We start from the raw sequence: 13,654 nt of genomic DNA, 5'->3' as shown, positions 1-13,654 counted from the left end.
GGGCGTCGCGATCCGGTCCGCCGTCAGGAGCGGGCCGTTGCGATCCGGTCCGCCGTCAGGACTGCCCGGACCGCCACTCCGGTGCCAGCACCGCCCAGACCTCCGAGTCGTGCCGCGTGCCCCGGTACAGGTAGTTCTCGCGGAGCACCCCGTCGCGCTTCATGCCGAGCCGCCGGGCGACGGCGATGCTGGCGGTGTTCGCGCCGGAGGCGACCCACTCCACGCGGTGCATGCCGCGCTCGTACACCGCCCAGTCGATCAGCTTCCGGGACGCGCGGGTGATCAGTCCGCGGCCCTGCCCCGCCGGTTCCAGCCAGCAGCCGATCTCGCAGTTCCCGGAATCGGTGTCGAAGATCCGGAACAGCACGCCGCCGACCAGGGTGCCGTCCAGCCAGATGCCGTAGAGCCGCCCCGTGTCGGTCGCCTGCTTCTCCGCGTACCGCCGCAGCAGGTCGCGGGCCGACGCGAGGTCGGTGGCGAAGGAGGCGAAGGGGATCCACGGGTCGACGAGCTCCCGGGCCCGGTCCACGTGGTCGAGGAACTCCTGTGCCTGCCAGATCTCCAGCGGGCGCAGCTCCGCTCCGTCGTCTCCCAGGGATTCCGCGAACATCATGCTCCTTCTCGTACCGATTCCGGCGTCTGCGGGATCTTCGCACGCGCGGGGCCCGGGGCGTCGCGGATTTCGATGCTGATCCGGGGCAGCAGCCGGTCCAGACGGCGCGGCAGCCACCAGTTCGCCCCGCCCAGCAGGTGCATCAGCGCCGGGACCAGCAGCGTGCGCAGGACGAAGGCGTCGAGCGCGACGGCGGTGGCGAGCGCGATGCCGAACATCGCGATGACCCGGTCCCCGCTGAGGACGAAGGCGAGGAAGACCGAGATCATGATCACGGCGGCGGAGTTGATCACCCGGCCGGTCTCGGCGAGGCCCACCCGGACGGCCCGCCGGTTGTCGCCGGTCTCCAGCCACTCCTCGTACATCCGCCCCACCAGGAACACCTGGTAGTCCATGGAGAGCCCGAAGAGCACCGAGACCATGATCACCGGCAGGAAGGGTTCGATGGGCCCCGAGCTGCCGAGTCCCAGCGCCTCGCTCCCCCATCCCCACTGGAATACCGCGACGACGACCCCGAAGGAGGCGGCGACGGCCGCCACGTTCATCACCGCGGCCTTCAACGGGATGCCGATCGACCGGAAGGCCAGCAGCAGGAGCAGACAGCCCAGGCCCACGACCACGCCGACGAAGAGCGGGAGTTTGCCGACGATGATCCGGGCGAAGTCGTCGTAGCTGGCGGTCACTCCCCCGACGTGGGCCTGGAGCGAGGTGTTCTCCGCGGTGCTCGGCAGGACCTCGGTGCGCAGCCGGTCCACGAGGTCACTGGTCTCCCGGGACTGCGGCGAGGACGTCGGTACGACGGTGACGAAGGCGGTGTCCCCGCCGCTGTTGTACGTGACCGGGCCCGCCGAGGCCACGCCCGGGGTGTGCCGCAGCGTGGCGGGCAGGCCGTCCAGGGCCAGCTTGTCGGCCGCCCCGTCCAGCCGCGCGGCGATGGTCAGCGGTCCGTTGACGCCGGGGCCGAAGCCCTCGGCCAGCAGGTCGTACGCCTTGCGGGTGGTCGAGGAGGCGGGGTTGTTGCCCTGGTCGGAGGTGCCCAGGTGCAGGGTGAAGGCGGGCAGCGCGAGGACCAGCATCACCACGGCGGCCACCGCCCCGAGCAGCTTGGGGTGGCGTTCGACGAAGGCGGACCAGCGGGCGGCGAAGCCGGTGGGCACCTCGGGCTGCGGACCGTGCGCGGCGAGCCGCGCGCGTTCGCGCCCGCTCAGCGCCCGCGTGCCGATGAAGGACAGCAGGGCCGGGAGCAGGGTCACCGAGGCGGCCACGGTCAGGACGACGGTCAGCGAGGCGGCGATCGCCACCCCGTTGAGGAAGCCGAGCCGCAGGATCAGCATGCCGAGCAGGGCGATGCAGACGGTGGCCCCGGCGAAGACCACGGCGCGGCCGGTGGTCGCGACGGCGTTCTCCGCGGCCTCGGCCACGGTGAGGCCCCGGCGCAGTCCTCTGCGGTGCCGGGTGACGATGAACAGGGCGTAGTCGATGCCGACTCCGAGCCCGATCAGCATGCCCAGCATGGGCGCGAAGTCGGCGACGGTCATCGCGTGGCCGAGCAGCACGGTGCCCGCGTAGGCGGTGCCCACGGAGACCAGCGCGGTGGCGATGGGCAGCATGCTGGCCGCGAACGAGCCGAAGGCCAGGAAGAGGACGACCGCCGCGACGATCAGCCCGACGGCCTCGCCGAGGTGGACGGAGGGGGCCTCGGTGAGGGCGACGGCCGGGCCGCCCAGCTCCACCTGGAGGTGCTCCGTGGCGGCCTGGCGGGCGGTGTCGACGACGGCTTCGACCTGCGCTACGGAGAGGTCCTCGACCCGGTGGTCGAAGGTGACCACGGCGTAGGCGGTACGGCCGTCGCCGCTGATCTGCCCCGCGCCCGCCGCCCCGTACGGTCCGGTGACCGCGCCGACCCCGGGCAGCTCCCCGACCGCGTGCAGGGTGCGGGTCATCTTCTGCCGGACGTCGTCGGCCCGGACGGTGGAGTCGGAGGTGTGCCAGACGAGGGTGTCGGTGTCACCCCCGAGGTCCGTGAAACCGCTCTTGAGGAGTTCGGTGGCCCGGCCGGACTCGGTCCCGGGCACGTTGTAGTCGTTGGAGTACGCGGAACCCGCGAGACCCGCCGCCGCGGCCGTGCCACCGAGGGCGAACAGCCAGACGAGGACGGTGAGGAGGCGGTGCCTGATGCACCAGCGGGCGATGGCAGCCAACGGACGTGCTCCCTGCTGGTTCGTGGCTCTTCACCGCGACAAGACACGATTCAGCGGTAAAGCGGCGCATGACCTGAGAATCGCCACTCTGGCAGGAGAACGTGATCCTTTGTCCCTTTCGTGGCCATCGTCACAGCGGCCCGGCGAGGGGCCGTACGGGCGGGGTCCGGACGTCCGGCGCGGGCCCCACGCGTACGGGTGCGGCTCAGCCGGAGACGCTGGCCCGGCCGTTCTCGATGTGGCCCATCAGCCTGCGCCGGAAGACGTCGTCGCCGTCCACCGTGACGGCCAGGTCGTACCAGCCGTGCGCGTCGGCCGCGGAGTGCGCCACCGTGCGGCTGCGGCCCGGCTTCACCTTGACGGTGCGGGTCCAGTCGCGCAGATCCGCGTCGTCGACGTAACCGAGCGGGCGCACGATGAAGGTGAGCGTGGTGCGGCCGGTGTTGCGCAGGGTGAGGTGGAGATCGCGTTCGCGGGCATCGATCCGGGAGGCGACCTCCGCGGCGCCGTCCCGCGCGGACCCGGCGAACTCTCGCCGGAAGCCGTTCGGCCCGGTGACCGTGAAGCGGTAGGCCTCCCCGGCGACGGGAACCGTCCACCGCGCCTCGCCCTTCACGTCGCGGTGCTGCGGGGCGGGGAACTCGCCCGCGTACGGGTACAGGGCGAAGTGGGCGGAGGAGCGGCCCGCGTTGCTGAGCTCCACCCGTACCGCGCCGTTGACCAGGCTCGCCCTCGCGTCCGGCTGGTACGGCAGCGGGCGGGCCGGGCGGCGGCCGGGCTCCTGCTCGGGCATCCGCTGCACGGCGGGCGGCCTCGGCGACCAGCGGCCGCTGAACGGCGGGATGGCGCCCGGCCGCTCCACCTCGGGGCGGCGCCGGGTGCGGGAGAAGTCGAAGGCCGAGGTCAGGTCACCGGTGACGGTGCGCCGCCAGGCTCCGATGTTCGGCTCCCTGACCCCGGTCCAGCGCTCCAGGAAGCGGATCACGGAGGTGTGGTCGAAGACCTCGGAGCAGACGTAGCCGCCGACGGTCCACGGGGAGACGACGAGCATCGGAACCCGGATGCCGAGGCCGGTCGGCTTGCCCTCCCACTGCTCCTCGGTCACGTCGACCGGGGCCACCGGCGGCGGTACGTGGTCGAAGAAGCCGTCGTTCTCGTCGTAGTTGATGAAGACCGCGGTGTGCCGCCACACGTCGGGGTGCTGGCCCAGCGCGTCCAGGATCTTGTAGACGATGGTGGCGCTGTGGACCGGCGAGGAGACACTCGGGTGCTCGGAGTCGACGGCGGAGGGCACCAGGTAGGAGACCTCGGGCAACGTCCCGTCCGCCACGTCCCTGGCGAACTCCTCGGCCAGCTTCCCGGTCTCCACCCGGCGCAGCGCCCGCTCGAAGAGGCTGCGCTCGGCCTTGTCCAGGGTGGCGACGCCCTCCTCCAGCAGCCCGAGCAGGCGCTGCCGTCCGGCCTCGTCGGCGTCACGTATCGCGGAGTAGAACGACTCCATGTACGTGTGGCCGCCGGTGTGTGCCAGCGCCTTGAGGGCGATGGCCTTGAAGGTGGCGAAGAACTCGATCTGGTTGTCGGTGAAGTTCTCCCACTCGGTGTACGTGCGCCAGCTGCGCCCGGCCTTCTCCAGCCGCTCGGCGTAGGTGCCCCAGTCGTAGCCGGGGTGGGTGCCCTCGTCGTACGCGTCGTTGCCGACGGCCCGCTCGCCGTTCGGTTCGTCGCCGGTCTTCCCGCTCCACAGGTGGTTGCGGTTGGGGCTGGTGGAGGAGTGGATGGAGGAGTGGTAGGCGTCGCAGACCGTGAAGGTGTCGGCGAGCTCGTAGTGCAGCGGGAGGTCGCGGCGGTCGTAGTACGCCATGGTGGCGGCGGTCTTCGCGGAGATCCAGCCGTTCATCCAGCCGCCGGCCCACGCCGTGCCGCCACCGCTCCAGGAATGGTCGAGCGCGCCGATGTACTGGAGGTCCTTCTTCTGCGTCTCGGCGGCGTCCCGCACGGGGAACGGCAGTACGGAGGCGCCCAGCGGCGCGGGCTGCTCGAAGACCGGCCGGCCGCCGGGAAGCTCGACGGCGTTGCGGTCGCCGAAGCCGCGTACGCCGCGGAGCGTGCCGAAGTAGTGGTCGAAGGAACGGTTCTCCTGCATGAGGATCACCACGTGCTTGATGGCGCCGAGCCCGTCGTGGCCGCCGGGGCCCGCGGCATGGGCGGGCTGTGCGGCAATCGCGGCCTGGAGCGAGGGCGGCAGCAGCGACCCGGCTGCCGCGGCGCCGAGCGCGCCGCCGCCGATCGCGAGGAGCCGCCGCCGTGAGATGTCCGTGGTCATGTGAGCCTCCCGAGTCCTGTCGTTCAGCCGGGAAGCTAATCCGGCCGGGTGGCGGGCGGAAGGACTGGCGGGGGCTTGGCGGTGAACGTCCAACAGGCCGGACGGAAAGTCCATGCCGGCCCGGGGCGGCGCGCCCCCGCCCGGCGGGGCGGTCCGCCGACGTCCGCGCATTGACCGGCCCCCTCCCGGACGGCACCCTTATGGATCGTCAATTACTTGTGTTGGGGGACCAGTTGAACAGTGCGTCACACCACATCGGGCCGGATTCCGCCCCGGACAGATACCGCCTGCTCAACTCGATCGGGCGGGGCGGCGAGGCCGTCCTGTACCGGGCCGAGATCGAGCTCGACGGGGCGCCGGAGACCGTGGTCGTGAAGGTCATGGACTCGAAGACCACGATCACCATCGAACAGTTCCAGCGGCTCAGCACGAAGTGGCAGGAGCAGGCGGAGCTGCTGCGCTTCGTGAACCGTCCCGGGGTGGTGGGCGTGCGCGAGCACTTCGAGGGACCGCCGATCCACGGGCCCGGCGCCTCCTCGACCGCGGCCGGGCGCTCGCTGGTCCTGGTCATGAACCATGTGGAGGGCCTCGACCTGCGCGACTGGCGGGAGGAGCGCACCCTCGTCAGCCACGCCGAGCGGCGCGAGGTGCTGCGGACGCTGGAGCAGCTGGCCGACGTGCTGGACTGGCTGCACTCGGGGCGGGCGACGCCCTCCGGCCGGACCGTCGTGCACGGCGACCTGTCCCCGGGCAATGTGATGGTCGACGTGCACGGGCAGGCCACGCTGGTCGACTTCGGGCTGAGCAAGCTGACGGCCGACCACCGGACGGCGGAGGTCTGGTTCACCCCGGGGTACGCGGCGCCGGAGGTCTTCGAGGGCAAGCGGACACCGCACACCGACCGGTACGCGTTCGGCGCGATCGCCTACTTCCTGCTGAGCGGCCAGTCCCCGCCGAGCACCCCGGAGCAGCTGAGGGCCGCCCTGGCCGCCCTTCCCCAGGTGGCCGCGGCGGCCCCGGACCGGGTGGAGCGGCTGCTGCGGATCTGCGCGGCCGAGCCGGACCGGCGGCCGGAGAACCTGACGGCCTGGGTGAAGGACATGCGCTCGGCGGTGGTGTCGACCACGGTCACCGGTTCGTTGGCGGCCCCGGTCCACGACGCCGTACCGGGCGCGAAGGCGCCGGACACGGCGCGGGACGCGGTCCCGGCCGCGCCGGGCACGGAACCGCGGGGTACGGGAACGCCCCCCGTGCCACCGCTTCCTCCGCTGCCGCCTCCCGGCGCACCGCCCGCCGTCCCCGGCGCGGCACCCGCCTTCCCGCCGCCCATCACCGCGTCCGCCGATCCCGGGGTGGCACCGCCCACCACCGTCAGACCCGCGACCGCGCCCGCCACCGTGCCGGGGCCGGGGACGACGGCGGCCGGAGAGCGGCACGAACCGCCTGAGGGGCCGTCGGCCACCAGCCCGCGGCAGCCCGGGAAGAAGCGGAAGCGGCCGACCGTCGCCCTGACGGTGGCGGCCGTGCTCGTCGCCGCCGTGCTCGGCGCGGGCGGGACGTGGGCGCTCCTGCGCGAGAACGGCGACGGCGGCCGGACGGACCGCACCGCCGGTACCTCGTCCCGGACTCCCACACCCCCGGAATCCGACACCGGCACCGGCACGGCCGAACCGGATGCCGGGAGCACGGACAGCGCGGACACCGGGGACAGCGGGGACAGCGGAGACAGCGGAGACAGCGCGGACAGCGACCCGTCGGCGCCCGGCACCGCCGCCGACGCCTCGGAGGTCTCGCTGACCACGCTGACCGCGATCAGCGACCCCTACAATTTCGAGGTGGGGGCGGCGACCCTCAACACCCAGCAGCACACGGACGCCTATGTGGCCTCACCCGACTGCGACGAGGCGCCCTACATGGAGTTCGACCTCGGCCGGGCCTGGCGGACCTTCGATCTGACCGCGGGCATCGACGACAGATCGAACTACGAGTCGGGGCGGCTGACCGTCAAGGTGGACGACACCACCCTGTGGGTCGGCAGGCTCACCCTGGGCAAGCCGCAGAAGCTGTCCCTGAAGGTCGAGAACGGGCTGCGGCTGCGCATCCGCGTCGACGAGGACTGCAACGGCGCACAGCTCGCGCTCGGCACTCCCCTCCTCAGGAAGTAGCCCCGCCCCGGGCCCGCCTCTCCCACCCCGGTCAGCAGCGGGGCGGCGTGGACGGTCCCGGCCGTGACGGTGCCCGGCGAACCCTCCGGACAGGCGGGTGCCCGGCGAACCCTCCGGACAGGCGAAAGGGGCGGCACACCCGGCTTCGCGGGTGTGCCGCCCCTCGGGGACGTGCCGGTGGTGCGGGATCAGCCCTCGACGCCGAGCTTCTCCAGGATCAGCTCGCGCACCCGGGCCGCGTCCGCCTGGCCGCGGGTGGCCTTCATGACCGCGCCGACGAGCGCGCCGGCCGCCGCGACCTTGCCGCCGCGGATCTTGTCCGCGATGGCCGCGTTGCCCGCGATGGCCTCGTCGACGGCCGCGGAAAGCGCGCCCTCGTCGGAGACGACCTTCAGGCCGCGCTTCTCGACGACGGTGTCCGGGTCGCCCTCGCCCGCGAGGACACCCTCGATGACCTGGCGGGCCAGCTTGTCGTTGAGGTCGCCGGAGGTGACGAGCGCGGCGACCCGGGCGACCTGCGCCGGGGTGATCGGCAGCTCGTCGAGACCGCGGCCGGTCTCGTTGGCGTTACGGGCCAGCTCGCCCATCCACCACTTGCGGGCCTGGTCCGAGGGGGCGCCCGCGTCGGTCGTGGCGACGATCAGGTCGACCGCTCCGGCGTTGAGAATGGACTGCATGTCGTGCTCGGAGACACCCCAGTCCTCCTTGAGCCGGGCCCGGCGCAGCCGCGGCAGCTCGGGGAGCCCCTTGCGGAGCTCCTCGACCCACGCGCGGGCCGGGGCGACCGGCACCAGGTCGGGCTCGGGGAAGTAGCGGTAGTCCTCGGCGTTGTCCTTGATGCGGCCGGCCGTGGTGGAGCCGTCCTCCTCGTGGAAGTGCCGGGTCTCCTGCACGATCGTGCCGCCGGAGGACAGCACCGCGGCGTGACGCTGGATCTCGAAGCGGGCGGCCCGCTCCACAGAACGCAGCGAGTTCACGTTCTTCGTCTCGGAGCGCGTACCGAAGGTCTCGGTGCCGTGGGGACGCAGCGACAGGTTGACGTCGCAGCGCATCTGGCCCATCTCCATGCGGGCCTCGGAGACGCCGAGCGCCTTGATGAGCTCGCGCAGCTCGGCGACGTACGCCTTGGCGACCTCGGGGGCGCGGGCGCCCGCTCCCTCGATCGGCTTGGTGACGATCTCGATGAGCGGGATGCCCGCGCGGTTGTAGTCGAGCAGGGAGTGGGACGCGCCGTGGATACGGCCGGTGGCACCGCCGACGTGCGTCGACTTGCCGGTGTCCTCCTCCATGTGCGCGCGTTCGATGTGGACCCGGAAGATCTCCCCGTCCTCCAGCTGGACGTCCAGATAGCCCTCGTAGGCGATCGGCTCGTCGTACTGGGAGGTCTGGAAGTTCTTCGGCATGTCCGGATAGAAGTAGTTCTTCCGGGCGAAGCGGCACCACTCGGCGATCTCGCAGTTCAGCGCGAGGCCGATCTTGATCGCGGACTCGACGCCGATCTCGTTGACGACCGGGAGCGCGCCGGGCAGGCCGAGGCAGACCGGGCAGGTCTGGGAGTTGGCGTCCTGCTTCAGCTCGGTGGAGCAGCCGCAGAACATCTTGGTCTTGGTGCCGAGCTCGACATGGACCTCCAGGCCCATGACGGGGTCGTAGGACGCGAGCGCGTCCTCGTACGACACCAGGTCGGTGACAGTCACGGTGAAACTTCCCTCTCAGCCCAGCAGTACGTCGTCGTCGCCGAGGCGCTTGAGCTCGCGCAGCAGCAGGGCGACGCCGGTGGCGATGGCGGCGGCGGAGACGACGGCGTCGAGCAGCCGGAGTGTGTCGTGCTCGTGGCGTGCCTTCTTGGCCTGCTTGAACACGCTGACGGCCCCGAAGGCGGTGGTGCCGATGGACAGGTACGTGCCGGTCTTGGACTTCTTGAAGCCCTTGGCCTTGGTCAGTGCGCTCACAACGACGGAGCCTCCTCCAGCAGCGGGTGTCCCCACTTTTCCACGAAGGCGGCCTCGACGGCGGCTCCGACCTTGTAGAGCCGGTCGTCCTTCATGGCGGGGGCGATGATCTGCAGCCCGACCGGCAGCCCGTCCTCGGGGGCCAGACCGCAGGGCAGCGACATGGCCGCGTTGCCCGCGAGGTTGGTCGGGATGGTGCACAGGTCCGCGAGGTACATCGCCATCGGGTCGTCGGCGCGCTCGCCGATCGGGAAGGCGGTGGTGGGCGTCGTCGGCGAGACGATGACGTCGACCTGCTCGAAGGCCTTCGCGAAGTCCTGCGTGATGAGTGTGCGGACCTTCTGCGCGGAGCCGTAGTACGCGTCGTAGTAGCCGGAGCTGAGCGCGTACGTACCGAGGATGACGCGGCGCTTGACCTCGTCGCCGAAACCGGCCTCGCGGGTGAGCGCGGTGACCTCCTCGGCGGACTTCGTGCCGTCGTCCCCGACCCGCAGGCCGTAGCGCATGGCGTCGAAGCGGGCCAGGTTGGAGGAGCACTCGGACGGGGCGATCAGGTAGTACGCCGAGAGCGCCAGGTCGAAGGACGGGCAGTCCAGCTCGACGACCGTGGCACCGAGCGACTTCAGCAGCTCGACCGACTCGTTGAAGCGCTGGACGACACCGGCCTGGTAGCCCTCGCCGGCGAACTGCTTGACGACGCCGACGCGCATGCCCTCGACGCTGCCGTTGCGCGCGGCCTCGACGACCGGCGGAACGGGGGCGTCGATGGACGTGGAGTCCATCGGGTCGTGGCCGCCGATCGCCTCGTGCAGCAGGGCCGCGTCCAGGACGGTACGGGCGCAGGGGCCGCCCTGGTCCAGGGAGCTGGAGAAGGCCACCATGCCGTAGCGGGAGACCCCGCCGTAGGTGGGCTTGACGCCGACGGTGCCGGTGACGGCGGCGGGCTGGCGGATGGAGCCGCCGGTGTCCGTTCCGATGGCGAGCGGGGCCTCGTAGGACGCGAGGGCGGCCGAGGAGCCGCCGCCGGAACCACCGGGGATACGGGTGAGGTCCCACGGGTTGCCGGTCGGGCCGTAGGCACTGTTCTCGGTGGAGGACCCCATGGCGAACTCGTCCATGTTGGTCTTGCCGAGGATGATGACGTCGGCGGCCTTCAGACGCTGGGTGAGGGTCGCGTCGTACGGGGGAACCCATCCCTCAAGGATCTTGGAGCCGACGGTGGTCGGCATGTCCTTCGTGGTGAAGATGTCCTTCAGCGCGAGCGGGACGCCGGCCAGCGGGCCGAGCTTCTCACCGGCGGCCTTCTTCGCGTCGACGGCGCGGGCCTGCGCGAGGGCACCCTCGCGGTCGACGTGCAGGAAGGCGTGGACCTTCTCGTCGACCGCGTCGATCCGGGCCAGGTGGGCCTCGGTGACCTGGACGGCCGTGAGCTCGCCGGAGGCGATCTTCCCGGCGATCTCGGCGGCGGTGAGCTTGATGATCATGCTGTTGTCCGTCATGGCTTCTTAGTCCTCCCCCAGGATCTGCGGCACCTTGAAACGCTGCTGCTCCTGGGCCGGGGCGCCGGAGAGCGCCTGCTCGGGGGTGAGCGACGGACGGACCTCGTCCGCGCGCATGACGTTGGTCAGCGGCAGCGGGTGGGAGGTCGGCGGTACGTCTTGGTCGGCGACCTCGGAGACGCGGGCGACCGCGCCGATGATGTCGTCGAGCTGACCGGCGAAGTGATCGAGCTCTTCGCCCTTCAGCTCCAGACGCGCCAGCCGGGCGAGGTGGGCGACCTCCTCGCGCGTGATGCCAGGCATGCAGCGATCCTCAGGGGTTGGTGTGTGGTTTTGGCCCAATCCTATGGGGTCGCTCGCCACCGGTTCCGCCACCCGGGCGAAGGTGCCGGCCGGAGAGGGATTTCCGGCACGGGGCCGGGCCCCTGGACGGCCCTTGGGGGCGGCCCGCCGCGGGTCGGCCCCGGCCGCCGCGTACGGGCCCGGGGCGCCGCCCGCCCGGCCCCGGCCAGGCCCGTCGGCTCAGGTGGTGGCGTGTCCCCGGGGCGTCGCGGGGCGGGGGGCCGGACGGGGCGCGGCCGTCCGGGCACCCGGGCGCTGTTCCAGCTCCGGTGCCGCTGCTGCGGCTGCCGCCGCGGCCGCGGCGGCAGCCGCCAGCTCGGCCGGACGCCGCCAGCCGTGCCGCCCGCGCGCCCGCAGCCAGGCCGTGGTCTCCTGCGGCGGCATCGCGGCGGCGACCAGCCAGCCCTGCACCGCGTCGCAGCGCAGATCCCGCAGCCGCTCCCAGGTCTCGTCGTCCTCGACCCCTTCCGCGACGACCAGCAGTCCGAGCGAGTGGGCCAGGTCGATCGTGCAGCGGACGATCTCCGCGTCCTCGTTGTCCACGGCGAGCCGGGCCACGAACGAGCGGTCGATCTTCAGCTCGCTGACCGGGAGCCGCCGCAGGTGGACGAGTGAGGAGTAGCCGGTGCCGAAGTCGTCGAGGGACATCTTCACGCCGTGCCCGGTCAGCCCGGCGAGCGTGTCGGCGGCGCGCTGCGGGTCCTCCAGCAGCACGTGCTCCGTTATCTCCAGCTGGAGGGCCCCGGCCGGGACGCCGTGCCGGGCGAGCCTGGCCGCGACGCCGCCCGCGAAGCCCGGGGTGTGGACGTCGCGCGGGGAGACGTTCACCGCGACCGGGACGAACAGGCCCTGGGCCCGCCACCGGGCAACCTGGGCCAGCGCCGTCTCCAGCACGTACTCCGTGAGGTGGGGCATCAGGCCGGACGACTCGGCGATGGCGATGAACTCGTCCGGGGGGACTCGTCCGCGCTCCGGGTGCACCCAGCGCACCAGCGCTTCGAGCCCGGCGACCTGGCCGTCGAAGCGGACCTTCGGCTGGTAGTGCAGCTCGACCTCGCCGGCGTCCAGCGCGCGGCGCAGATCGCCCAGCAGCCCGAGCCGGTCCGGGGTGTTGCTGTCCCGCTTCGACTCGTAGACCTCGACGCCCGTACGGTCGCGTTTGGCCTGGTACATCGCCACGTCGGCGCGTCTGAGCAATCCCTCGGCGTCCAGCGCGTGATCGGGGTGGACGGCGACTCCGGCGCTCGCCTCCAGCACCAGGGTCAGGCCGTCGAGGTCCAGCGGGGAGGACAGCTCCGCGACCAGGTGGCGGGCGACCCGCTGGGCGCTGGTGGTGGAGTCGGCGGTCGGCAGGAGCACCGCGAACTCGTCGCCGCCGAGCCGCGCGACCTCCGCGCCCCGGGGCAGCGCGAGCCGGAGCCGGTCCGCTATCTGCAGCAGCAGCCGGTCCCCCGCGAGATGCCCCAGGGTGTCGTTGACCGCGCGGAAACGGTCGAGATCGATCAGAACCAGAGCGGCCCTGGCGCCGACGGACTCGGCTTCCTCCAGGGCCGTCCAGGTGCGCTCCAGCAGCCACTGCCGGTTGGGCAGCCCGGTCAACGGATCGCGTAGCTGTTCCTCGGCGCGGGCCCGTGCGATCCAGAGCGCGGAGTCCAGGGCGATCAGCGGAACGGCGAAGAGCGGCAGGAGCAGCGGGGTGGCCATCGCGACGACGCAGATGAGCGGCGCGATGGCGACCAGGCCGAGCGCGACCAGGCCCTGCCGCAGCAGGGCGGTGCGGGCGATGGTCGGCAGCCCGCCGCCCTGCGGAGTCCGCGCGTACCAGAGCAGGACCCGGGTGACCAGGAGGTAGGTGGAGGCGGCCAGGAGGACTTCCGGGACGGCGCCGATGCCCCAGTCGAGTGGGTGCCAGGGCGCTTCGACGCTCTGCGTCTCGCCGAACACCGTGAGCACCAGGCCCGCGGCGCCGATGCCCAGGATGTCCACCGCGCCGTGCAACAGCCCCTGGTACCAGCGGTGTCTGCGGGCGATGCCGACGAGGACGACCACGACCAGGCTGACCAGACCGGCGGACACCCAGCCGTAGAGCAGCAGCACGGCCAGGGTCAGGGAGGCGCCGGAACCGGTCCCTCCCCACCAGCGGTCGCGGCCGAGCGCGACGAGATGGCCGACGATGATCCCGGTCAGGACGGCGAGGGACCAGCCGACCCTGCCGTCGGGGAAGAGCGCGGCGCCTTCGCTCACCGTGCGATAGAAACCGGTCGCGATCTGAACAACAGCGATCGCGATGAGAACGGCCCCCACTTTCGGCGTGAGGCCGGTGAAACCTTGCAGCCGCGACACCGGTGCGGCGCTCTCGGTCGGTTTCATTCCGTCCCTCTCACAGCCGGCGATGCCGATGTCACCTGTTGTTCCGCTCCCCCCGCCGCCACGGCCCGGTCTGCCACCCCGCGGCCGGGCACGGCGGGTGCACGTCTCAACAGTAGGGCGCGGAAGGTGCTTACGGGCAGCGCTCGGACGCTCTTGCCCGAATGCGAACCGACCGTCCGTCACCATCTG

At 72.1% G+C, this 13,654-nt stretch carries 9 protein-coding genes; 1 reads left to right on the top strand and 8 read right to left on the bottom strand.

The genetic code is table 11. The features are described from left to right. Positions 1 to 55 precede the first annotated feature (55 nt). The 3 genes from ACFVWY_RS32665 to ACFVWY_RS32655 all read right to left on the bottom strand — a co-directional run bounded on the left by ACFVWY_RS32665 (position 56) and on the right by ACFVWY_RS32655 (position 5,137). Complete coding sequence (locus ACFVWY_RS32665; RefSeq protein ID WP_389878530.1) at positions 56 to 610, bottom strand: GNAT family N-acetyltransferase; 555 nt, start codon at positions 608 to 610, stop codon at positions 56 to 58. Beyond that, positions 610 to 2,814: an MMPL family transporter gene (locus ACFVWY_RS32660; protein WP_389878529.1), complete on the bottom strand. Its 2,205-nt coding sequence runs from the start codon at positions 2,812 to 2,814 to the stop codon at positions 610 to 612. The genes ACFVWY_RS32665 and ACFVWY_RS32660 overlap by 1 nt, the downstream gene beginning before the upstream one ends. 205 nt (positions 2,815 to 3,019) lie before the next feature. Further along, positions 3,020 to 5,137 (bottom strand): phosphocholine-specific phospholipase C, encoded by a 2,118-nt coding sequence (locus ACFVWY_RS32655; protein ID WP_389878528.1) that lies wholly within the window; start codon positions 5,135 to 5,137, stop codon positions 3,020 to 3,022. Positions 5,138 to 5,370: 233 nt separating this feature from the next. On the opposite strand from ACFVWY_RS32655, the gene ACFVWY_RS32650 reads away from it, so the two are divergent. After that, complete coding sequence (locus tag ACFVWY_RS32650) at positions 5,371 to 7,302, top strand: protein kinase (protein ID WP_389878527.1); 1,932 nt, start codon at positions 5,371 to 5,373, stop codon at positions 7,300 to 7,302. A gap of 188 nt (positions 7,303 to 7,490) precedes the next feature. Here the strand turns inward: ACFVWY_RS32650 and gatB are convergent, their stop codons facing one another. The 5 genes from gatB to ACFVWY_RS32625 form a co-directional block, all read right to left on the bottom strand. Continuing rightward, positions 7,491 to 8,999 (bottom strand): Asp-tRNA(Asn)/Glu-tRNA(Gln) amidotransferase subunit GatB, encoded by a 1,509-nt coding sequence (gatB, locus tag ACFVWY_RS32645; protein WP_389878526.1) that lies wholly within the window; start codon positions 8,997 to 8,999, stop codon positions 7,491 to 7,493. A 15-nt stretch (positions 9,000 to 9,014) separates the two neighbouring features. Further along, positions 9,015 to 9,254: a hypothetical protein gene (locus tag ACFVWY_RS32640; RefSeq protein WP_389878525.1), complete on the bottom strand. Its 240-nt coding sequence runs from the start codon at positions 9,252 to 9,254 to the stop codon at positions 9,015 to 9,017. Further along, a complete protein-coding gene (gatA, locus tag ACFVWY_RS32635) occupies positions 9,251 to 10,753 on the bottom strand; it encodes an Asp-tRNA(Asn)/Glu-tRNA(Gln) amidotransferase subunit GatA (protein WP_389878524.1) in 1,503 nt (500 codons plus the stop codon). The genes ACFVWY_RS32640 and gatA overlap by 4 nt, the downstream gene beginning before the upstream one ends. Before the next feature lie 6 nt (positions 10,754 to 10,759). Beyond that, on the bottom strand, positions 10,760 to 11,056 hold the full coding sequence (gene gatC, locus ACFVWY_RS32630) for an Asp-tRNA(Asn)/Glu-tRNA(Gln) amidotransferase subunit GatC (RefSeq protein WP_015036350.1): 297 nt from the start codon (positions 11,054 to 11,056) through the stop codon (positions 10,760 to 10,762). A gap of 219 nt (positions 11,057 to 11,275) precedes the next feature. Beyond that, positions 11,276 to 13,465: a putative bifunctional diguanylate cyclase/phosphodiesterase gene (locus ACFVWY_RS32625; protein WP_389878523.1), complete on the bottom strand. Its 2,190-nt coding sequence runs from the start codon at positions 13,463 to 13,465 to the stop codon at positions 11,276 to 11,278. Positions 13,466 to 13,654 lie beyond the last annotated feature (189 nt).

Source organism: Streptomyces sp. NPDC058195, assembly GCF_042883525.1.
Lineage (GTDB): Bacteria > Actinomycetota > Actinomycetes > Streptomycetales > Streptomycetaceae > Streptomyces.
Note: the sequence above shows the minus strand (reverse complement) of the source record. Positions and strands in the feature narration are given on the sequence as shown.